Origin of the sequence: Reichenbachiella faecimaris, from assembly GCF_900176375.1 — a bacterium.
Classification (GTDB): Bacteria; Bacteroidota; Bacteroidia; order Cytophagales; family Cyclobacteriaceae; genus Reichenbachiella; species Reichenbachiella faecimaris.
On sequence record NZ_FWYF01000004.1, the window covers coordinates 155,668 to 179,457 of the forward strand.

Consider the following 23,790-nt stretch of genomic DNA (forward strand, 5'->3'; position numbering starts at 1 on the left):
AACAAAAAAAAGGCCAAAATGACCTTTTTATATTTTTAACACAATTTTATAACAACTTAGTTTTCCTAAATCAATATTGTAGTGCCCAGACCTCATCTCCATACTGACCTTTGAAGCTATTGAGCTGGCTGGCAGCATCTCCATAACTTGAATAGTCAGCAATCGACACTCTGAAGCGCTTAGATTTGCCGTAAGGATGGATGATTTTCACTCCACTACCTTGCCCGCTCAGCTTGGTAGCATAATCCATGGCTAAATCTTCATCTATAAAACTACCAATGATCACATAGGATCTTGAGCTTCTTTCAGTCACTCTAACAATCTCTCCTGGCTGTGCCATAGCAGCTTTTGGTTTTGTTTGAGTTATGGCAGGCTTCTTCTCAATTGGAGCAGGCTTCTGCTCGACGTTATCTGCACTTGCCTCTTGCTTAGCTTCTGGTTTCTTAGCTGCAGGTTTCTTCACTCGTTTCCTTGGCACCTCTTTCTTTGCCACTTCCTTAGGTCCATCACTCAAAGAAAAGTAGTAAAAGGCGCCACCAATAACGGAAATAATTAAAACACCAATAATGATGACCTTAGCAAAGCCCCCAGAGGATTCTTCATAAGAATACGGCTTGTAATTAGGCGGTAGAGATGGAGTGTCAGATTCTTCAAAGTCAGGCTTTTCATCCTCGAAAGACATGCTATCTGTAGCAAATATAGATCCATCATCATCTGCAGAATCTGCTGCAAAAAGAGAAGAACCTCCACTATCAGCGCCAAAATCATCGTCTGATCCACTTTCCGTACCGGCATCAGAAGATTCATCTTCTTCATCCAGAATACCCAAAGCGGCTAACTGATCAGGGCTATCAATATTTGCGAGCAAGTCGTCGTTATCGTCACTGTGATCAGAGGACAGATCAAGCCCCAAGTCTTCAATAGATGAAGACTCATCTTCAGCAAGGCTATCGCTGCTTTCTCCCATCAGGTCGTCATAATTTATATCTGCACTGAAGTCTGGTGACAATGGGTCTTCCTCATCATCATCTCCCAGTCTGTCGGAAATCAATTGGGCACTATCAAGTACATCCTCAACTTCATCAATCCCTTCGTCTAGAACGGAACCTTCTGGCGGATCCAAATCTCCAGGCTGTAAACCATCAGACTCTTCTGAAGATTCAGGAACGTCGATTTCATCCAAGACGCTCATATCAATGCCTTCCGGCTCGGGAAGTGTTGTTTCTTCGTTTTGGGTTTCCTCTTCGTCAGAGTCATCCAAATTAAAATCTAATTCCTGCAATTCATCAAACTCCAAATCTGGTAAACCAAAATCCTCGTCTGACTGATTTGACTTGTTTTCTTCTTCCGAACCTTCGTTGAGTTTATCGTCGGCCATATCTAAGCAATTACCTTATTATTAATATAAACTTATTAAATCACACCTTAAATGTATAGAATTATTTTGAAATAACAACTTTATGGTGTCCTTTGTATTTTCCTATAAAATTATCAATAATTCATTCAAAATATTACTTTAATCCAATATATCTGAAATGCCGACTCTTCATAAATCATTTTCACCAGCCTCATCAATCGGGCTTTTTGACCAACGTCTCCAACCGCATCCATTTTCAAATTTTGTTAAGCGTTTCTCTGTGCTTGTCATTAGCTTAGTTGTAATTAGTTGCCAGTCAAAAACAGTCAGCTTTGATTCATTTACTACAGAGGCCTGGATATCAGATTCAACTACCTGTAGAGACTATAGAAATAGCGTTATCCAAGCTATGGAAGGTGAATTTGATAAATTTATCGGAATGAATGAAACCGAGCTCATGATCTATTTGGGACATCCTGAAAAGACCCTTCTGTACACGAGAGGTCAGAAATTTTTCAGCTATAAGCTATCTTGTGAAGACAGTCTTACTAGAAGCAGAAGCCTACGAGTAAGATTCAGTGCCTTAGACTATGTCAATGAGGTTTTAATTTTGGATTGACTCAATCTTCAACATTCACCAATTCTACTTCAGAAGCCCCAAAATAGCCCAGCACCAGTTCCTCTGGATCATTTAGATTAGACATATTGCCGATGATTACTCCGGGTTGTGTTCTTGGACTCAGTGTTGAATTGCTTGTTTGTGCCTTTAGATCATTGTAATAATCAAAGGCAGACTTAGACATTGACATGTGTTGAAAATAAGCCACATCAAATTCGGTAAACAAAACATTTGCAGCATCAAACCTAAACTTGTTGCCATTGGTAAATCGATCATCAAAAAGAACTAACTCTTCTGGCTGGTTTCGTAGCTCGTCATTCACATAAACCTTCCAGCGATAGTAGTTTTCCATACTAGGATCATCATTGATAAAAGCAGTAATAAAAAAATTCTCGTCATTACTATCTATCTCGAACTCTGAAGGGTCAGCAATAAAGTTTACAAAAGCATCTTCTGCAATTCCCAAATGGGGCATTTCTTCCATAGCAGAAATATAGGTCTGTTCACCATCTATAATTGTCAGTTGATAAAAGTATCCTGGCACCCCCACAAATGAGGATGGATCAGAGAGATAACTGCCTGTACTTCCTACCTCTTCAAAATCATATCTATTATTCAGGTAATCTGAAACATAGACCTGTGCTCCAGAAATAGCTGGAAAACCAGATTGGTCAGAATATCCATTGCTTCTAGAAAGCTTAATCTCATAGGATTTGCTCTCATTTGTAATCCAGCCAAAAACCACCAGATTCGTTTTTCCAGTATCCAGATCTAGATTTATGGGATCTATACACGACAAGAGCACTCCTGTTATAATCAAAGTGATATGGCGACTGAACTTCTTCAAAACTTAAAATTATAAGTGACAGACGGGATCATAGTTCCGAGAACTGAAAGCTTCTCTACCACAGAAACCCCTGGCTGGCTTTCGCTCTCACGGAAATAATAAGCTTGGGCATTTCTCCTGGCGTATACATTGTAAACAGAAAAGACCCAACTACTTTCTGCACGTCTCTCCTTTCCATTCTTCCTTACTTTCTTCAAATTAAGTGTGGCAGCAATATCTAAACGATGATAATCGGATAGTCGGTCTTGATTCCTATTTGGATAATGAGGCACCTGCAATCCATCTATCTCGTATTTTGAAGATGGAAATGAAAATGGCTTACCTGTATAGTATACAAAGCTAGAGGACAATGAAAAATAAGGTGTCAGCTGATAGATACCAGTAATGGCTATATCATGTGTACGATCATAATTAGTTGGGAAATATGACCCTCCGTTTATTTTTTCTTCTTCTAAATCCCCATTCACCTGTCTTTCTGACCTAGACAAGGTATAACCCAACCAACCAGTGAGCTTACCAAACTTTTTCTTCAAATAAACTTCCATTCCAAATGCTCTTTCATTTCCATTTAAAATTTCTGTTTCCACTGATTCATTAAATAAAAGGTCTGCGCCACTTTTGTAATCCACTACCTGCTGTATTTTTCTGTAGTAAAACTCCAAAGACATGTCCATATCAAACCTTTTCACATATTGATACAAGCCAATGGTAGTTTGATGAAGTGTAGTAGGCAGTAAATACTGCCCACTAATTTGCCACAGGTCTGAAGAAGAAGGAGACAATGTATTGGACAACAAATGCATATACTGAACTGATGCGAAGTGACCCATTTTTACAGACATGTTAGGATTAATCTGATATTTTGCAGAGAGCCTAGGTAAGAAGTTGTAATAAAAGGTCTTTGCGTCTTTGTCTCCAGCCTGTATGGTATCCACTCTTGTACCATGTGATTTCACTTTTCCCTTTTCATAAACATAGACATCTGATCTTCCAGTGTTTATGAATCCAGATAATCGAGCACCTAGTGAAACAGACAAATCTCCAAAATGTCTTTCATTTGACAAATACACGGATGGCTCAATACCCAATTCGTCCTTGATTTTGATTGCGTTTTCTGAAGAACCAGGGCCTGGCACGCGCTCTCCTGGATTCATAAAATGGCCAATAAGTTCACCGCCATACTCAAAAATGTTTTTGGGACTATAATAGGAAGCCATATCAAATTTTGTCACCAAATCAGTAACTCTGGATGTTCCAACAAAATCAGCAGATTCACTCTCTTCTATTACTCGGTATTCGTATTGACTAAAGTAAGTCGTGAGATTCATAAAGTGTTTCGATCTGTGAATCTTATTCCAGCGAACGGTGAGCACTCTATTTCCCCACTTCTGTAGCGCATCAATTCCAAACTGATTAGCATCTGAACCAAAATACCCCGAAAAGTATATTTTATTCTTATTGTTCAAATTGAATTTGATCTTAGTATTAATGTCTTGAAAGCTCACTCGGCTATTTGCCAATGTTGGGCTTCTGCTATTTCGTAGAATCAAATCCCAAAAGGTACTTCTCGCGGATAGCAAATAATTGGCATTGCCTTTCATGATGGGACCCTCGAACATAATTCTGCTGGTGATAAGTCCTAGCCCCCCAGATAGATGAAATTCATTTTCATTTCCTTCTTTTTGTCTGATGTGCATGACTGACGAAGTTCTCCCACCATATTTGGCTGGCAGGTCTCCTTTTAATATCTCCACATCTTTCACTGCATCAGGGTTAAATACAGATACTAACCCAAAAAAATGATTAGAATTATAGATAACTGCTTCGTCTAGCATGATCAGGTTGGCATCAGAATTACTCCCTCTTACATTCACACCAGACACACCCTCACCAACATTTGAAATACCAGGCAGCAATAATGAACTCTGAAACACATCCACTTCCGCAATGTGTGGGATCTGGCTTGCCATTTCCATATCCAATTTATTCGAGCTTAGTAAGACATTTTGAGCTTTGATATCAAAAAGTTCTTGCTCCTCTATCACGACATTGTCCAACTTGACAGAATTTTCAATCAATTGAAAATTGAACTGAAAGTCTTTATTTAACTCTATAGAATAGGTCAGGGTATGGTACCCTATGAAGGAAACCAGTAAATTGTATTTTCCTTTGGGTAAAGTAAAAGCGTAGAAACCATACCCGTTAGTAGCCAATCCAGTTTCAATATTTTGGATGTAAACCGTCGCTCCAATGAGCGCTTCGCCAGAAGAAGCGTCTTCTACCAGACCACTTATTGAATATCTGTACTCACTTTCAGGACGGTCATAATACCTGATCATCAATTGCCCATTTAAGTAAGCATAGTCCAGGTTTTCATTTTTGCAAATGCGAGACAGAATGTCTTTGACGTCTGTTTCCTTCAGGTTACCAAACGTAATCTCTTTTTTAAGTGGGATGATATTATCGTGATAGGCCACGCTCACACCTTGCTGAGGAAGGAGAGACTCTAGCAAATCCTGCGTTTTATACTTCTTTTTATATAGGATTACCTTCCTATCCAGTACAGTGTCCTGAGCGGTCAGTTCTGATAAGAATATCAGTAATGCCAACAAGGAAAATAAATATTTTCTTACAATGACGTAATCCAAGCTTTCCTATTAGATATGTGCAATTCTACGTCAAATTTAGACATTGCGTTTTAAGGGAAGTATAGATTGAATAAAAAAACCCTTCTCGATAGGTATCGGGAAGGGTTGGTCCTTTGTAATTCGAGTATCTTTATTAACAGCCTGGGCCTGTTAATTTGATCGTTTTGCCTTTTTTCTCATTTTTAATATTGGCAATAGCCTCTAAGGTATCCAGAATTTCATCTAGTTCCTTATTCTCAAAAGAAGACGTAATCAAACAGTTTTTTATAGCGTCGTCCACCTTGATTTTAACATCAAAGTGTTGGCTCAATTTTTCAACTACTACAGACAATGGAGAACTTTTGAAAACAAAATCCTTCGTCATCCACGAAGAGGCATTTTCATCAAATCCTTCATTTTTAATCAATTGATTAGACTTGTAAGTAGCCTGTGTACCTTTTTCCAGTACAACTTTTATCTCGTCATTGTCAATAAGTTCAAAGGCAACAATTCCGCTAGTCACATTGATATTAGAATAATTGGTTCTTGATATAAAATCAAATGACGTTCCTAAAACCTCCACAGCAGTCTGTTCTCCCAAAATTCTGAAGGGTCGTTGTGGGTCTTTGGCAACCTCAAAATATGCTTGCCCTACAAGTTCAACTACTCTTTCATCCCCACTTAATTTCTGAGGGTAAGAAAAAACAGAGTTTTCATTCAACCAAACAACAGTGCCGTCGGCCAACTCAATTTTTTTAATCTCATTATCTGAGGTGCGTGCTACGTGTAAATCGTCTTGATTCTGGTATTGAAAAGCAATCAAGCCCAATCCAACAACTAAGGTGATCATAACTGCTATTCGATAAAGCATTGATTTTCCAGAAGTATTTGATTGATCAATTGCCGAAATAACTGTATTCCAAGCGCTATCTACGTCAGGAGTAAAGTTTGATGTGTTGAGTTCTGACGAGAGGTAAATCTTCTCGATCTCATTGAATACCTGTTGGTTTGCATCAGATTGAGCCACCCATTGCTCCACCTGAAGTTGCTCGTTTTCACTGAGCTCACCTTTTATATAGGCCAATATTTTAAATTCCAATTCTTGCATTTTAGTCGTCGTTCAATGATATGTCAAACAAATCATTTCTTCCCCCCATAAAAAATCAAAAAATATTCATCAAAAGAAGCAACATTATTTTATCCCAAATTGGGTTGAGATTTTCCCTTAGTTTTTTCAAGGCCAGGCCTATTTGATTTTCCACAGTTTTCACGGATATATCTAGTTCCTCGGCAATTTCTCTATACGTCATTCCTGCATTTCTACTAAGATTAAATATAATCCTGCACTTGTTCGGAAGTGACTCTATCGCACTATGGACATACTCCCTGAGTTCGTCCATAATCATCTCCTGTTCGCGACTGTCCTCTTCTATAAAACCCAGCCCATCCAAATCCACTTTCTTTTGTTCCTTTGGCAATTGAAGTTTCAGGTAATTGAAAGATCTGTTTCGAATAGCAGTAAACAAATAGGACTTGATAGATGACGTAATGGTAAGATTGGCTCGACGTTCCCAAATATTGATAAAGACTTCTTGCACTACCTCTTCAGCCACCTGCTCGTCTCGTACGTATTTCGCACAAAACTTGCATAGATCGGAATAGTAGGTCCTGAAAATTTGCTCAAAAGCACCCCTGTCATGGTTGGACAGGCGCTGGATTAATTCGTCTTCGTCAGATATATGCACTTCACTTGTTTAGGTATTTTGGGCAAATGTAGTAGAAATACTAAACCCTACAATAACTGATGAGGCTATCGTAAAGAGCCAAGGATATAATCTCTGAAGACCAAGGGTGCAGAAAGTGAAAAATTGCCTTCTATCTGGACACCAGTGACTGCAACTACAAGCTCAAGATGAGGGACAATATACAGCCTTTCATTGCCTATCCCTCCCGCGAAAAAGGTATCGTTCTCAGATAAAAAAGATAGAAAAAAATTATCTTCAGCATAACGCCACCACATCCATCCAAAATCGTTATTGAAATCTACATGTGTCTGAATCGCGGACGAGGACTCTACGTAATTTTGATCAAGAACTTGCCTTCCAAACCAATCACCCTTTTCTAAATAGAGGTACCCAATTTTTGTCAAATCCAAAGTAGTCATAGAGATACCCCATGCGACATTTTCATTATCACCTATTCTCTCTATCTCTACGTCTTTGACATCTATGGTATTTAATGCCTCCTTTACCATGAAGTTTTTAAAACTGTCTCCATATACATTTTCTATAGCCGCAGCTATCAGCATAGCCATTGCGCTATTGAAAGAATACCTTGTACCTGGCAGAGCCTCTAGTGGTTTAGACAGTAGATATTCCACCCAATCCTCACTTTGAATTATATAATCAGTATCACTCAACAGGTCATCAAAGCCTCCAGAGAACTCTCTCCAACTTAGTCCACTTTTCATGGCCATCAGATGCTCGAACGTAATGTTCTTTTTGATTGGGGAATCTTCAAATTCCTGCGCATACTCAGGGATATACTTGAATAAAGAATCATCTACTGAAGCAATCAACCCCAGATCAATAGCCCTACCCAATGCCGCATTGACCAAGGAACTACTTATACCACTCAATCCAAATAATGATCGTCTATCAGTGCCATTATAATACTTTTCGAATACTAAATGCCCTTCTTTCACAATGACAATTGAAGATATGCCACTATTGGGGCTTATAGAAATTACTGAATCCATAGTGAGAAGCAGTTCCTCATTCATTCCAAAATCTGAGGGCATGGCAACTGGCCAAACATTCTGATCAGATGGCACGGGTTCGTTGTAGAAACAACCCATTGTTCCAAGTCCAATTAAGATCACTATGATAATACTTTGCTTCATTTGAACTTTCCAACTTTTAGAGCCATTCCAAAATACCACCCCTTAAAATCGTCATTATTCAATCCAGTGATATCCAATCCATTCATCCAACGATGCCCAATAAAAGCATTAATCACGAGGAAGTTAGTTATTAGGTAATCTATACTTGCCTGTAAGTGGATCATTTGAAACTTATTGGCAAGGAATGGGCTACCTCTTTCGAGTTGAATCCATTTCACTTCCCCTAGCCCCAATTTTGATTCTACATTAAACGCTACTTTGGTATCCAAATGGATTCGATAACCCAACAGCACACCTGCGTGCTTATAGTTCATCTGAAATGTATTCGGAAATATCAGCTGCTCACGATAACTGTTGTTTGTATAGCTCATTCCATAAAAACCCAATTGCAAGTGTTTCTTAAGTATTACAGCTGTCTGCAGCCCAAAGCTATTAGTTTGGCCTGGTGACACGGGCGCTCGCTCAAATACTCCTGCTATGTACCCTCCTATTTTGAGTGGCTTACGTAGCTTTTCTTTATGCAATGAATCTATTTGAGCAAGTGCACTCCTGTCCATCACAAAAATTAGAACTAATAAAAAAATAAGCTGATAAACCTTCATGGGTATCATTTATGGATTTAAACAACTAAGCTTGATTAATTGCCTATTGAAATATAAAGTAATTTGAACAAAAAAAGGCTCACCATAAGGTGAGCCTCTCAGTTCTCAAATAAAGTTATTACCTAAAACTTAAATTTTAATTCTGCGCTATACAGTCTTCCAATAAATGGGGAGGCCGTGAATTCTCTGATTTCTGAATCAAAAAGGTTGGTCACCTGGCCTGATAGTGTCATATAATCTGTGATGTTATATCCCAGACCAATATCAACATTGACAAAACCGCCCAATGGTCCATAATTCCACGTATCAGTACTTCTGGCATTTTCTACAATAGGTGTTCCTCTGTAAGTCCACCCTGGCTTAGTTTCAGAAGCTATTTGATAACTTGAATAATAATTATACGCTTGTACCCATCTCATAAATACTGTCCCAAACCACTTATCTGAGCTATAGTTCAGACCAAGGCTCATTTTATTCTTTGGTGAGTTCACCAAAATATCCAGATCATTAACCTCTCCATCTCCATTAAAATCATTCTCCACATCGTTCTCATCCACAGAATAGTTGAAATAGGAATAGTTCAAATCTGCACTCAAGTTGTCAGTGAGGTAATAGCTGATGCCAAAATCAGCTCCATAGGTATTGACTTTGCCAAAATTGATATAAGTAGCAACCAAGCCACCATAGATTCCATACCCCGATTGAACTTGATCAATTGGAGTGTTGCCTCTTTCGGTAGTCACTCCCACTACGGTAACAGGGCTCAAAAAATCCTTAGAGATGTTATAATATGCATTTGCATCTAAGAATAATTTATTTGGCAATAGTTGGCCTTTATATCCAACTTCAAAAGTTTGGATTTTCTCAACTTTTTGTTTCTCCACTTTAGTTCCATCTGCTAAAGTGAAACCTTGCGCATTTCCTAAAATCAAGCCGCTAAACAAATCTCCATACATGTTGAGAATGGTTGGCGCTGCAATTCCTTGCCCATAAGTGAACCTAAAAGCTCCTTGACCAACTGTTTTTACCACTCCAAACTTTGGAACAAAATTGAAATCGTATATTTCATGGTTATCAGCTCTGAATGCAGCTACAGCTTTCCAGGAATCAGCAAACTTATATTGTACCTGACCATACCACCCCATCTGATAGACATTCAAATCATCCGAATCATCCAATAAATAAGTGTTTTTACTATCAGCCATATCCTGTTGGTACTGGATACCAGTGGCTATTTCCACATCACCAAAAGTGTTGTTGTACTGTATTTCGCCATTGATACGTTTGGAATCATCCTGAAAAATAGCTCCACTACCATAAGAAAAATCTCCTTTGGCTTCATCATGTGTCATTCCCGAATCAACTCCTCTGTAATATTGCTTCGTTCTCTCGTCAATAGCATAAGTACTATCTGTTTTACTAGAAGTATAGTAGACTTGAGCAAACCAATTTTCAGATGTATATCTCAAATGAGTGAAGAAGATATTCCAATCCTTGATTTGATTTCTACCCACATTAGTTGGAGCTAGATACGTACTATTAGAATATCCTGAGGAAAGAATAATATCAGATCCTGCATTAGGACTAAAGTATAACGCACCCTCTACTCTATTGAAACTAAAATCATTATCTAACTCAAATTCTTCATAGCCTTCGTTCCCTGGCACTCCGTCACGATCAATATAAACGGAGTCCGCAAACGAGAATTCTTCTCCTTGCGTGTGCTCAGCAGTAAGTTTAAAGCTAAACTTATCATTTACTACTTGTGCGTGTCTGGCTCTCACGGAAAACAAATTTTGATTTCCAGCACCTACAGCAATCGTAGTTCCTTCTGACGTTCTTGGATCTTTGGAAATGATATGCACTAAACCATTGTGTGCATTTGGCCCATAAAGTGCCGAATTAGGCCCTAAGATCACTTCTACCCGTTCTATATCTTCTTTGATTTGTGTATTTAATGGCCCCAATGGCAATCCTGTAGCGATCAAATTGGCCATTCGTCCATCGGCTACCTGGAGGTTTTTAGAGTTAAAATTGCTATTGAATCCACGAATATTGACTCCAGTACCTACCACACCAGATCGCACAAAATCCACTCCCTTGACTCTAGCCAGTAATTCTCCGGGATTGAATGATGGTAATTCCTCAATTTGCTTTGAAGTGATCACACCAATGGTAGCTGGTGATTCAGTTAGCTTTTCGGCCATCCGTGTCCCTGAGATCACGACCTGATCACTCAGAAATAAAGACTCCTTCAGGCTAACGGCTCCTATACTCTGATTACCCCCATTGACGGTAACATTGATATTTTGATCCTTGTATCCTACATAAGAGATCAGCAACTTATAATCTCCATCTGCTATATTGTCTAAAGTAAATGTACCATCTGCCGCAGTGATGGTTCCCTCATTGGTTTCCATGAGTCTTACATTTGCTCCAATCAGCGGTTCATCAGAACCACCATCCATAATTTGGCCAGTGATTGAGTGTTGTCCTACCGATTGAAAGCAAACAAAAAGAAGGCCCACGATCATTGTCGTAAAAGTTCTATTCATTGTTTTGTTTTTTAGTTGTATCAGCATTAGCCTACTTTTTCAGCTAATTCTTTAAACTTAGAGAATGCCTCTCTCGGTTTAGGGAGGTTGACTAAATCCGAAATCCTTGACTTTAGGACATAATCATGCAATATATTAATATATACCACTGATTATCAATCAGTTAAATTGATTATTTGTAGGTGCGACTTTGTTTCATGACAATTCAGCAGATTTTTGGATTGACTACAATGGTAGTAAAGCTGACTAAATAAAGTCTGCTCGACTATGAAAACAAATAAGAAATTGAGTACTTATTTCGTCTGACCGTGGAGCTCAGACTTAGCCAGTGTAACGGTACGAGGAATGTAATTTTCTAACTCAGTGAGTACCTGATTGAGAATAAAAGATTTGTGTGGATCTGTGAAATGCTCTCTGGACAAACTCACAATTGAGTCCAACATAGTCTCTGCATTGATTTTCCCAGTTTTCAATTGTGCTATTTCATAATACCATTTGATGGTGGGCAGGTAGATATCTTTCTTTTGATCCTGCTGATCTTTTTTCAGCAACTCATACCTCTTGAAAATTTGGAGCACTTTTTCGTATTTCTTCTGCCTGATCAGTCCCTGAACATAACCAGTAAAAAAAGAATACCAACGCTGAGTCAATATGTCGTTCTTATGAATACGTAAAAAGGAATCAGCCATCAGTTCTCCTCGCTCCGGCTGGTTATTCAGGTTGAGGCACTTGATGTAGAAAGATACGAATCCAATTTTATGATAGAAATTATCAATATTTCTGATTTCAGAAAAAGACTCTTTTAAGAGGTTTAATGCTTCTTCTATTTTTCCCTGCCTGATCAGAATAGAACTGAAATTACTCAGGTACTGGACGTGATCAGAATTTTTCTGTCGAATGGATAAATAACCGTACTCCTCTGCCTGTTGTAATACATCAAACTTGGAGTGTAGCATCAGACGATTGGCGTAGTAGTTGTACAATATCCTTCGGGTATAAAACTTACCCTCTACCAAAAGCTTGTCTAGTTTATCATACACTTCTTTGAGCTTATCAAACTCTCTGCTGTTGAAATACAAAAAAGTTAAACGAATGACTGCCATATATCTATTGAATCCATCCAATTGATCATTGTCAAACAAATCCAACATCCAATCTTCCCATTCACTAGTATCCTCTATTTTATGATTGAACTGGTCAATAATATGAACAGTAGCCTCATGAAGTTTTTTATTGACAGCCTTAGATTCATCATAAGTCGATTGATACTTGGCAATGAACTTATTTACCATCTCATAGGCTTCATATCTCAATCTGATCAATAAAAAATGGCGGTAATTGAGCACCATTTCGAAGAATTTCATAAAGTTGTGAATGGGGTGCTGATAGTTTTTGATACGCCTCAGTAATAGTTTCTCTTCCTGGGGTGTAATTGCATCAGTAATCACCTTGCGATCCATCTCATTGATCCACTCAAAAAACTTGTCTACATCTATGGCATCCAGCTTTTCTTGCACCCATCGCATCATGCCTGAGTACTTGCGCTTATCTATAAAAGTATTGAAGGGCTCTTTGCTACCTCGGTTGTGCGCATTTACCTGAATTTTTTTCAATATACTCAGCTTTTGATCATCGTCAAACTGCTGAATATTGACTAGATAGTCTGCCTCATGGGGCAAAACATCAGATGCAAAGGCGGTGAATTTTTTAAGCTTTACCTTCAAGGCAATGATTTAATTGGACAGAAATTCAATGAGAATTTCGTTAATTTCTTCTGGTTTATCAAATGAGATGAAGTGACCGCACTCAGGGATAAATTTCAGCGTAGCCTTTGGTATTTGACCTGCCCCATTTTCTCCTACCATTTGAATAGTTAGCCCAGGGTTTAGGTATTGATTGGGGATCAATCCATCATTGGCTCCATAGACTACCAAAGTCGTTTGTTTGATGTTTTTCAATTGATCAAAAATAGGTTCGTCCAACATCCCATTCATCCCTCCCACTACAGACTTACAATAGTCATTAAAATCTTCTGCCTCCATCATTTTCAAGCGATCCTGAATCATAAACTCTACATCAGCCGGCAGGTTATAAAAATTCAATGCCCAATTGGCCCTGATCTGTTCTTCTGTCGCCTCCTCTACAGACTCAACTGTAAAAACAGTTTTTAACCAAGCCGCCTGCTCAGACTTGAATGTTTCAAATCCAGCTGGAGCCAGTAGGATTAATTTTTCAAATTGATCTGGGCTTTTCAATACAGTAGTACCGGCGACTTGTCCACCCATACTGTGACCTACAAGGACTACATTGTTCAATTCCAATTGGTCTATGACTTTCAATACCACGTCAGCATAATCACTCATCTTGTTCGAAGTATTTCCTTTGGTAGACCTGCCATATCCTGGTAAGTCAATAGCTACGCATCTATACTCGGACTTTAGTGCGTCAATATTCTTGTACCATGACGGTAGATAAGTGGCCAACCCATGAATGAACAGTAGCGTTTGTACCCCTTCACCTTCATCCACATAAGCAATCTGAGTATTACCATCCACCTCCACATATTTTACTGGATATTTATATTCGGCAATTGCATCACTAACTTTTGTAGGTGACTGAGCAAATGTGGCGTTTCCTGTCATGACTATTATCAATATAAGTAAAGTTGCTGGTAGTCTCATAATTTATGCTTTTAGCTTTTTCCTGTCAATTTTGCCACTGTCATTTTTTGGCATCTCCTTGAGCCAAACGATGTATTTTGGGACTTTGAATTTCGCCAAATATTTAGCACAATGTGAAGCAATCAAATCTGTAGATGGCAATCTTTCATTGGTGGCTGTGAGATAGGCTTTCCCCACCTCTCCCCACTGGGTATCCTCTACGCCCACTACAGCTGCTTCGTCTATTTCTGGCATTTGTCTGAGCACTCTTTCCACCTCAGCTGGATATACATTTTCACCTCCTGAGATAAACATGCATTTGATTCGATCTACAATATATAGAAACCCTTCCTCGTCCATTTTAGCCAAATCTCCAGTATGAAACCAACCGTCTTGTATGGCTTCTTTTGTAGCTTTCTCATTATTCCAGTAGCCTGGTGTAACTAGTGGCCCGGCCAAACAAAGCTCGCCTATTTCATTGGCCTTAACTTCCTCACCATTTGGTGTCATTAACTTGATCTCAGTATAAAAATTTGGCAAACCAATAGATCCTATTTTACGCTCCGCATGATCCTGGTGCAAGGAGGTTAGATTAGGGCCCACTTCCGTCAGCCCGTATCCTTGTCTGATTTTCACTCCTTTGTTATGCCAAGTGTTGATAACACTCAATGGTAAAGCCTCACCTCCTACGATAAAATATCGCATCTGGCTCAAATCAGCTGCTTTGAATTGTTCGGATTCTGCCATCATTTTGAGCATGGTCGGCACGCCCATGAAAAGCTGACTTTTTTCCTTTTCAAGCCATTGTAAAAGCTGATCAGCCTCAAATTTTTTCATGATCCCCACAGAAGCACCTCTGTGCAAAAGGGGTGTCAATAGCACATTCCAGCCTCCTGTGTGGAATGCTGGCATGCAAGAAATGGTGTGATCTGAAGGTACGATCTCCAGACTCTGAGAGGTATTGACGCTATTCCAAAAGAGCATTTTGTGCGAGTAAATTGCCCCTTTCGGAAAACCTGTAGTCCCTGAAGTATAAAGGATAAACAAGGGATGATTTTCGTCAAAATCCAAAGCTGAAAATTGAGTTTCATTAGCTATGGCAAGCTCCTGGGTAAGGTCTTCCATCCAAATCACTTCTACCTTTGCCTGCTCAGCAATCAAGTGTTCAAACTTTCTTTCCGCAATGATACAAGTAGGTTTTGAATTTGAAATTAGGTATTCAATTTCAGAAGAAGAAAGGCGGTAATTGACAGGCACCAAAGTAATCCCAGTCTTCTGAGCCATAGCAAATAGCGCCACATACTCAATGCAATGCTCTGCAATGACCATAAGTCTATCGCCAGTTTTAAAGCCATCTGAAACGAGCTTGTTTGACAAGTAATTGGCCCGAAGATTCAGTTGCTGGTAAGTAATCGTTCGATTGGTTTCATACTCTGAAATAGCGACCTTATCAGGAGAATATATGGCCCATTTCGATATCCAATCTTTCTTATACATTTTGGCTCTTTTGTTTTGTGTAATAATGTAATACGAAACCTACAACCAGAGAAGACAAAATAGCAATCGTGCTGGCTATTCCTGGATTGTTTACGGTCTCTTTCATATACGGTAAGAATCGGCCATAATACACACCAAAATGAACAACCAATGCGGTTATAGAAGCTGAAAATACAGCTTTTAACTGAACTTCTTTGACGAACATTCCAAAAAGTACGGGGACAAAAGCCGCAGAAAAATAAGCGTAAACACCGTTTTGAGCAAAAATCCCCACACTCAGATTGGGGGAAAGCAATTGCTGGTAGGACAAAACAAAACTGACAATTGCCAGAAAGACAATCATCAGTTTATTCACCAAGATTTCCTGTTTATCTCTCTTATCTTCCTTATAGAAGTACTTTCCAAATAGCGGATTAAAAAGATCTCCTGTGAGTGACGAGCTGAGCGATTGAATCAATCCTTCTAAAGTGGAAAGGCCTGCTGATATCAATCCTAAAATGACTAAAATTCCAATATAAACAGGAAAGCGACTCACTACATAAGTAGAGACTATACTGTCCATTGGGATGGTAGAACCATTGACCGTCAGGTCAGGGAAATATAATCGAGCAAACAGGCCTACAAATACGACCTGAAAGAAAACCACCAATACCAATATCCCAACTATCAAATAGCGATTCACGTCCTTTTCATTTTTTAGTAAGAGCGACTTAGTGATGACATGAGGTTGGCATACGATCGCAATGCCAATGACTGTTTGGCAAAAGATGATTTCAAAAAAATCTCTAAAGAATAGACTATCTGGATCTGTCCAATTCGAAAAATTTGGCCCAATGGATTTTAATTGACCCATAAAGCCTGAAACCCCATCTTCAAAATATGAGGTGCCCGAAGACAAGAGAATAATCGCCACCACGAACATCAACACGGCCTGGATGGAATTGGTATAAACCATAGAATTGGCTCCTCCAAACATCATATAGCCAAACACAAATATGATCACACTCGCCAATACCAAAACCGGATCGGCATTTAATGAATTAGACAGAACTTGAGTAAGCCCCACGCAAATCAATACAATGAAGGTGATCAGTAACAGGGATACAAATGCAAAAAACAGTGCATACGCCTTGCTATTGTACATCTTACCCATCCATTGCGCCATGGTCAAGGCGTTGACATTGGCTCCGTATTTCCTGAAGCCTTTGGTCATAAGAATCAAAGAGCCAAAAATGGCCAAGGGCATCACAATCCCGAAAGATAAAACACCACTCAAACCATACAGAGCAATAAAGCCTGGATTGATAATAAAAGTGGCAGCACTAGTCATGGAAGCTGCCAATGCCAAACCCACTGCAGTAGGCGAAAAAGTGATATTGCCTACTGCATAGTCAGACATGCTTTTAATCTTAAGCGCGCCGCGAATTACGAAAAAAAGAATAGCGATCATATAAAGTATGATCACTATCCAAGTGGCTGTTATCTGCTCAGGGGTAGCGAGGTTATTCATTGCTTGATCTTTAAACCTAAAATTAGTACTGTACAGCAGCCGCAGCAAATGCCAGTCCACCACCTGAGCCAATAAACATAAGTAAATCACCCTTTTTCAATTTCTTGTTTTTATAAGCGTCTTCCAGTGCCATAGGAATACAGGCGGATCCAGTGTAGCCATATTGGTCCATTACCATGTGCGCTTTTTCTCTGCAAACACCCAGATTATCCATGGTTTCGTTTATGGAATTGAAATTCAACTGTGTGATGAAGAAATGGTCAAAATCATCTGGCTTTTTATTCAACCTTTTACAAATATCCAAGGCCATTTCCGTCCACATTTTCGGATTCAATTCTTTGGGGAATTTATGAACAAATTTCAATTGATGGTCGTGATTGGCCAGCACTTCTGCCGTCACTGGCTGATGCGTGGCTCCACCATAAATTCCCATCCAGCCATTGTATTCCCCTCTAGTCTGAAGATCACTTGTCAACCAGCCAGATGCTCCTTCTTGAGCAGACATGACTACTGCTCCTGCTCCATCAGCAAATAATGTGACCGTTTTCTTGTCCTTTTGATTTAGGTATTTGCTCATGGCATATCCGCCTATGACCAAAATATGCTTGTAGCGATCATCTGCACTGATGTACTTTGCTGCCACATCCATAGCTGTCACAAAACCAGCGCATGCCGTATTCAAGTCAAACGTCCCAGCATTTTTCAATCTCAATCGATCCTGAATCACTGAGGCCGTGGAAGGTGAAATGTATTCTGGTGTATCAGTTGATATTACCAATAAATCAATATCCTCTGGGCCAATTCCCGCATCAGTCATGGCTTTCTTAGCGGCTATCTCGCAAAGATCTGCTACTGACTCGTTCTCATTGCACCAGTACCTTTTGGTGATATTAACATTTTCTCTTAGCCAAGCATCTACATCTTCTCCAAGGGTTTCATTAAAATAGCTATTTGGAATTTCTCGTGCAGGCACATGCGCCCCTATTCCAGTAATTTGTGCTCTGTTCATGCTTGTTAGGTTATAAGGTTACGGCACCATCCACGCTCAATACCGAGCCACTGATGAATGAGGCCTCATCAGAAGCCAGGAAGGCATAGGCGTCTGCAATATCGTCTGGTTCGCCTAGTCGGCCTAGTGGGGTCTTAGACACCATCATTTCTATCACTTTCTCAGGCATGGCCTTCACCATATCCGTCGCAATAAAACCTGGAGCTACTGCATTGACAGTAATGGAATGCTTACCCAGTTCTTTGGCCAAAGTCTTGGTCATCCCTATCACACCCGACTTGGTAGCAGCATAGTTGGTCTGACCAAAATTGCCATACAATCCAACCACGGAAGAGGTATTGATAATTCTACCGAAATTATTCTCAATCATATTTGGTATGGCCGCCTTGATGCAATTGAAAACACCTGTAAGATTGACTGAAATGACTTGCTCCCATTGCTCGAAGTTCATCTTCTTGATCGTGGCATCTCTTGTGATTCCTGCATTATTAATAAGGATATCTATTCTACCTAGTTGTTTGATGACTTCTTCAGCAGCTTGCTGAGTGACTTTGGGATCAGCTGTATTGACTTTTTGGAAAATGGCTTGAATGCTTCTATCTGATAATTCGTGTGCTAGTTGATTCCCTGCTTCTTCGTTGATATCCCAAATGGCTATTTTAGCTCCTTCATCTGCAAGTTTTAAAACTGCTGCTTTACCAATCCCAGAGGATCCTCCTGTGACGACCGCTACGCGATCCTTAAGTTTACTCATATTTCTTATTCGCCTAGTTTTGTTTCTGATTTTTCAAAACAAGAAAGGAAATGTACCCCTCTTATTTGTTCATGCTTCGTAAAAATAAACTTAGACCCTAGACTTTCTGGGCGAAAAAGATCAATTCACAGCTTGACTATTGAGTGTAAATGAAATAAAACAAAACATAACTATTTGATTTACTTATCTTTATAACAAATAAATAGTATATGGACTTTTGAAAATGGAGGTCATTGAGCTACAAGGGGTCGCCTGTACTTTTTTTAATCACATGAATTGAAGTTCTGCGGTTCAATTCATGCTGCTCTTCGGAACACGGAATGTCATTACCACAATTATTTGTCAGGTAAGACTCTCCATGCGAGCTGTAAGAAATTCTTTGAGCGTCAACACCCATCTTTACCAAATAACTAGAAACTGCAACAGAACGCTTTTCTGACAACTTTTTATTGTATTCCACACTACTCCGTGAGTCCGTGTGCGAACTTAGGATAACTTCTACATCTACATGTTCAATCATAAAGTTGACTAACCTGTTGAGTTCAGGTTGGGCAGCACTTCTAATTTCATAACTATTCAGATCAAAATATACATTCTGAAACTTAAGCGTATCTCCTTTGGGGATGCCATCTACAAAGTGACTCGTTTCATCGTATGGTTTAATTCGATTGTCGACTATAGGGGTTGTCGCAGGAAATGCAATACTATCATTTGGGTAAATTGGTTCTACCTTCCTTTTCAGATAGAGTCTTGACAGCTGGAGGGTGTCACCTTCTCTAACCTGTACATCCGAGGCCTCTACCAAATCATACTCGTATTTTTCTGCAGTAACTACCCAAGAAGAATGTTTGGGCACGGGTATTGCAAATTTTCCATCCACGTTTGATCTGGTATACAGATACTTGCCTTCATCGTCTTTGAAAAAAATGTCAGACGCATGTATTGGTGTATTGGATTGTTTATCATAAACTTCGCCAATCACCATGGCATAGCTCAATTTTTGGTAATCAAATTTATAAATATCGTCTTTCTTTCCTTTTACTCTATTAGAGGAAAAATAGCCTCCCTCTTCCTTTCTAATAAAGCCAAAGTCATCGCGGCTGCTATTGAATGGCACTCCCAGATTAATTGACTTTTTTCCCAGTCTTTTTTCTTTCAGACTTATACGATATAAATCCAAACCACCCAGTCCACCTCTTCCATCTGAAGAAAAGTAGAGCTGATCCTTATAAATATATGGAAAACCTTCTCTACCCTCAGAATTCACTTCTTGGCCGAGATTTTCGGGTGCACTCCACCCCTGAGGTTCTTTAAATGAAATATATAAATCTGACGCTCCATATCCATCAGGTTTATCAGACGAAAATATCAAGACAGTCCCGTCCGGACTAATGGCAGGTGAACTGGTAGAGTAACTATCATCATTATGAACAAATGGCTTTTCATTGACCCACTGCTCAGATTGCTCATCCCATTCGGCGAAATACAACTTAAGATTGGTCACTCCTTTTTCATCCTTTTTCAACTTGCTCCTGTCTAAATTATTCCGAGTAAAGACCACTGAACGATAGTCATCATAAAAAACCAAGGGGCCTTCATGAAATTTGGAATTCAATCCTCCTTCATAAAATTGAGCTGGCTGATGTGGGTTACTTATTAAATAATAATCGAGGAAATTAGAAGCATCCCAATTAAACTCAAGGTTTACCCAAACAGATCTCGGTCTTGAGGATACAAACATCAGTCCGTCCTTGTAATAAGTTGGGCTAAAATCCAGACCTGGGGAGCATTGACTAATTCTATCTAGTTTTATTTGATCTGTATTGGAGAAAAATTGATCCATATTTTCCAATGCGCTGAGCTGCTCCATGCTTCTGGTACTGGATCCCACTAATGCACTGTATTCGGCATACCAATATTTGGCTTCGCTATATTTTTCATTACTCAAAAGTGACTCCGCCAGATAAAAGTAGAAATCTGGAAGTACTTTCTCATGAGTTATGGCTTTTTTAAACCATACCTCTGCACTATCTGGCATGTTAAGGTTTCTATAAGCTAGTGCTATTTGATCTGTAACATACTTTTCGTTCTCACCTTTCTTTAAAGCCAACTTGTAGTAAGTAACGGAATTGGCGAAACTGAATTCTTCGAATTCCTGATCAGCCTTCTTCAATATAGTTGAAGAGATAGTTTGTCCTAGCAAGGGCAGGTAAAACTGAAAAAATATTAATACGATTGAAAGTCTTCTCATACCTTAACTTGTCTCTACCATCAGTTCGTCATTTCTTTTACTTACTGATTCTTTATGTCTCAAATACTTGGCCAATCTCAACTCTATGGGCAATAAAACCAATGCCAAAGCAAGGTTGGCTCCGACTTGTAAAATTGGCGTTTCTCCTGCAATTGATTCAATGAAAGGCTCCAACTCAGTATGTATATATTCGAAAACAATGAATAGACTTACATAAACCATGAGTCTAATCACGAATAGATTTTGCACTTTGGCAGATATCATATAGGTAATCAAAAAGAGCGAGATCATGATGGAAATCTGGAGCAAATAGAACCACCACTTTTTCCAATATGGTGTATCAATGACAAAACTTAACTCGGCATAATTATCACCCCAAAATTGTGGATGATCTGACTCCCTAATCCTAAAAGTATATTCTCCTGGATCAAGGTTGGTGAATGTAGCCAAATTAAAGGAAGTCACGGGAGACCACTCCTTGTCATAGCCTTTTAGCTGATATTGGTAATAAATTCCATCTGGGTTTTTAAGGTTGATGGATACAAAATCGAAGGTAATATGGTTTTCCTTGTAATTAAAAATAAGGTCGTTTGGCAACATATTATCCAACTTTTCCTGGGTACTATGTTCTAACAGATCCACCCGCTCAAAGAAGAGGCGAATGTCTTGTATGTGTGTTTCCCGTTTTTTTATGCTGTGCTGTATATGCGGCAAGATGACTTTGGTGACTCCATAGGGATTGCCAAACCAAATATTCCCCTGATTATCTTTGGCAACTGAATTTGATACTGCTTCAGTTTCACCTAATTCCCCAGGATGATTAAACCGTCTTACCAGACCATAGGCAGATTGGATCAGACTAAGTCCCTTTCTATGACCGACCCAAATCTGGCCAGCATCATCCACCTCTACCGCATTGCAAAAATTAGAGAGCAGTCCTGATTTCTCATCATATCTATTGAAATTTTCCCCATCAAAACTATATAAACCTGACCCAGATGTTGCGATCCATATAATGCCTTGATTATCCTGAGAGATGCTGTTGATGTCTCTTGCAGGAAAAATTTCATCCTTTGTCAAAAAATTCACCTCACCATCAGGTTTCAATAAAGCTAAGCCGACACTGTGCGCACCAAACCAAATGTTGCCTGCTTGATCTGGTAGGATGGTAAATATTTCATTGTGATAGAACCCTTTCCGGGTATTGTAGTGGGTGATCAGCTCCCCCTGATCATCTAAATGGTAAACGCCGTTTCCAGCTATTGACACCCACAAACTCCCATCGTTGCCCTCTACAATATATCTTACCAAATGACTAAGCCCTACATCCACTGGATCAAGATGTATTTCTTCAAATTCGCTCTTTTCAACGTTATATTTTATCAACCCAGAATTTCGGGTTCCTAGCCAAATGAAATTGCCCCTTTTTAGAATTCGGGTCACCTGATATTTTTCTGTCTGATTTAAAATCTCAAAGGTTAGACTATCCTGATATGGCTTATTAAATGCTCTGACGAGTCCTTTGTCCGTAGCCAAATAATACAGATTTTCATTGGCTTGATACAAGTCATTGACCCCTTCAATTTTTCCTGATTTTTTTAATTCATAGTGATGAAAAAATGCTCGGTTCAATTGGATCAATCCATTCCCAAAGGTTCCTACCCAGATTTCGTTTTCTCTATCTACATAAAGACTACTTATTTGGTTACTTGGAAAATCATGACTTTTGTCAAAGCGAGTCAATCTATAGGCATGATTATTTTTTAGCTCTATTTCTACCAGGCCTGAAGCGGCTGTACCCACCCAGAGTGTTTTTAGATGATCACGGGTGATAGATGTAACCCTCATTTTTTCAGCTCCTTTGACTGGATTCAGGATTCCTGTGGTTGCTTCACCATGCTCAATATAAAACAAACCATTATCTGTACCTACCCATAGCACCTCATCATCATGAGGATCTTCATAAAGAGTATTCACGGCCTTACCAAACGACCCAACAACAAATCCTATAGGAGAAATGTTTTGTTCTTCATCTATTTGCAGCATCAGGAGCCCTTCGTTCGTTCCAATATAGAATCTATCTTTGTGTCGGATAAGATCATAAGAAATAAGTTGTGTTAAAAGGTCAACTTTGACAGGTGCTGCCTCTCGATTCTCGATCCGTATCAATCCAGTGTTTTGTGTGAGACCCCAGAGCACTTGGTCGTTGTCTTGATAAAGCCGATTTACTTTACTCGGAGCTGATTCTGGGCTGAGTATTTTCCTATACCTTCCATGTTCTACTATACTTATTCCTCCATTATTATACCCCAAGTATAAATGACCATCTGCACTGACCATACACGCCGTGACTAAATCGCCTATGGTACTATCCATCTGATTGAATTTCAACATGGTTTTACCATCAAACCTATAGAGCCCATCATCGGCTCCCAGCCACAAAAAACCGTCCTGATCTTGAACTACATCATAAATAAAAATTCCTTCAAAGTCCTGATCAATTCCGTATTGCTTGACAGTAAAATCACGGACTCCCGCCGTCAGATCCAGCAAATGGAAACATATCAAGAGTATGGATAATAGAGCGCTTTTCATTGGCA

Annotated in this window: 17 protein-coding genes; 1 reads left to right on the forward strand and 16 read right to left on the reverse strand. The window is 39.3% G+C overall.

What is annotated here, in order from left to right:
* Positions 1–70: 70 nt before the first annotated feature.
* Positions 71–1,378 carry an SPOR domain-containing protein gene (locus B9A58_RS17420; protein ID WP_084374169.1) on the reverse strand — a complete coding sequence of 436 codons (1,308 nt, stop codon included), beginning with the start codon at positions 1,376–1,378 and terminating at the stop codon, positions 71–73.
* Positions 1,379–1,637: 259 nt separating this feature from the next.
* Between B9A58_RS17420 and B9A58_RS20555 the strand changes: the two genes are divergently transcribed.
* Positions 1,638–1,976: a hypothetical protein gene (locus B9A58_RS20555; protein WP_084374170.1), complete on the forward strand. Its 339-nt coding sequence runs from the start codon at positions 1,638–1,640 to the stop codon at positions 1,974–1,976.
* A 1-nt stretch (position 1,977) separates the two neighbouring features.
* On the opposite strand, the gene B9A58_RS17430 is transcribed toward B9A58_RS20555, so the two are convergent.
* From B9A58_RS17430 to B9A58_RS17500, 15 genes are all read right to left on the reverse strand, one after another.
* Complete coding sequence (locus B9A58_RS17430; RefSeq protein ID WP_084374171.1) at positions 1,978–2,823, reverse strand: DUF4249 domain-containing protein; 846 nt, start codon at positions 2,821–2,823, stop codon at positions 1,978–1,980.
* Positions 2,820–5,471 (reverse strand): TonB-dependent receptor, encoded by a 2,652-nt coding sequence (locus B9A58_RS17435; RefSeq protein ID WP_084374172.1) that lies wholly within the window; start codon positions 5,469–5,471, stop codon positions 2,820–2,822. The genes B9A58_RS17430 and B9A58_RS17435 overlap by 4 nt, the downstream gene beginning before the upstream one ends.
* Positions 5,472–5,604: 133 nt before the next feature.
* Positions 5,605–6,558: a FecR family protein gene (locus tag B9A58_RS17440; protein WP_084374173.1), complete on the reverse strand. Its 954-nt coding sequence runs from the start codon at positions 6,556–6,558 to the stop codon at positions 5,605–5,607.
* 55 nt (positions 6,559–6,613) lie between these two features.
* A complete protein-coding gene (locus B9A58_RS17445) occupies positions 6,614–7,195 on the reverse strand; it encodes an RNA polymerase sigma-70 factor (RefSeq protein WP_084374174.1) in 582 nt (193 codons plus the stop codon).
* Positions 7,196–7,260: 65 nt separating this feature from the next.
* Entirely contained in the window at positions 7,261–8,352 is a 1,092-nt protein-coding gene (locus B9A58_RS17450) for a serine hydrolase domain-containing protein (RefSeq protein WP_084374175.1), read from the reverse strand.
* On the reverse strand, positions 8,349–8,909 hold the full coding sequence (locus B9A58_RS17455; RefSeq protein ID WP_176214829.1) for a hypothetical protein: 561 nt from the start codon (positions 8,907–8,909) through the stop codon (positions 8,349–8,351). The genes B9A58_RS17450 and B9A58_RS17455 overlap by 4 nt, the downstream gene beginning before the upstream one ends.
* 167 nt (positions 8,910–9,076) lie before the next feature.
* Positions 9,077–11,509 carry a TonB-dependent receptor gene (locus B9A58_RS17460; protein WP_084374417.1) on the reverse strand — a complete coding sequence of 811 codons (2,433 nt, stop codon included), beginning with the start codon at positions 11,507–11,509 and terminating at the stop codon, positions 9,077–9,079.
* Between the two features lie 293 nt (positions 11,510–11,802).
* The gene (locus B9A58_RS17465) at positions 11,803–13,233 is read right to left on the reverse strand and encodes a tetratricopeptide repeat protein (RefSeq protein ID WP_084374177.1); all 1,431 of its coding nucleotides are present in this window, start codon (positions 13,231–13,233) and stop codon (positions 11,803–11,805) included.
* Between the two features lie 9 nt (positions 13,234–13,242).
* Positions 13,243–14,190: an alpha/beta fold hydrolase gene (locus tag B9A58_RS17470; RefSeq protein WP_245827106.1), complete on the reverse strand. Its 948-nt coding sequence runs from the start codon at positions 14,188–14,190 to the stop codon at positions 13,243–13,245.
* Positions 14,191–14,193: 3 nt separating this feature from the next.
* Positions 14,194–15,666, reverse strand: a complete 1,473-nt coding sequence (locus B9A58_RS17475) for a class I adenylate-forming enzyme family protein (protein WP_084374179.1) — start codon at positions 15,664–15,666, stop codon at positions 14,194–14,196.
* Positions 15,659–17,176, reverse strand: a complete 1,518-nt coding sequence (locus B9A58_RS17480) for a sodium/pantothenate symporter (protein ID WP_084374180.1) — start codon at positions 17,174–17,176, stop codon at positions 15,659–15,661. The genes B9A58_RS17475 and B9A58_RS17480 overlap by 8 nt, the downstream gene beginning before the upstream one ends.
* Before the next feature lie 22 nt (positions 17,177–17,198).
* Entirely contained in the window at positions 17,199–18,185 is a 987-nt protein-coding gene (locus B9A58_RS17485) for a 3-oxoacyl-ACP synthase III family protein (protein ID WP_084374181.1), read from the reverse strand.
* 10 nt (positions 18,186–18,195) lie between these two features.
* Complete coding sequence (gene fabG / locus B9A58_RS17490; RefSeq protein ID WP_084374182.1) at positions 18,196–18,939, reverse strand: 3-oxoacyl-ACP reductase FabG; 744 nt, start codon at positions 18,937–18,939, stop codon at positions 18,196–18,198.
* A 238-nt stretch (positions 18,940–19,177) separates the two neighbouring features.
* Positions 19,178–21,190: an OmpA family protein gene (locus B9A58_RS17495; RefSeq protein WP_084374183.1), complete on the reverse strand. Its 2,013-nt coding sequence runs from the start codon at positions 21,188–21,190 to the stop codon at positions 19,178–19,180.
* Between the two features lie 3 nt (positions 21,191–21,193).
* Positions 21,194–23,785, reverse strand: coding sequence for a ligand-binding sensor domain-containing protein (locus B9A58_RS17500; RefSeq protein ID WP_176214830.1), 2,592 nt, complete (start codon positions 23,783–23,785; stop codon positions 21,194–21,196).
* Positions 23,786–23,790: the final 5 nt, after the last annotated feature.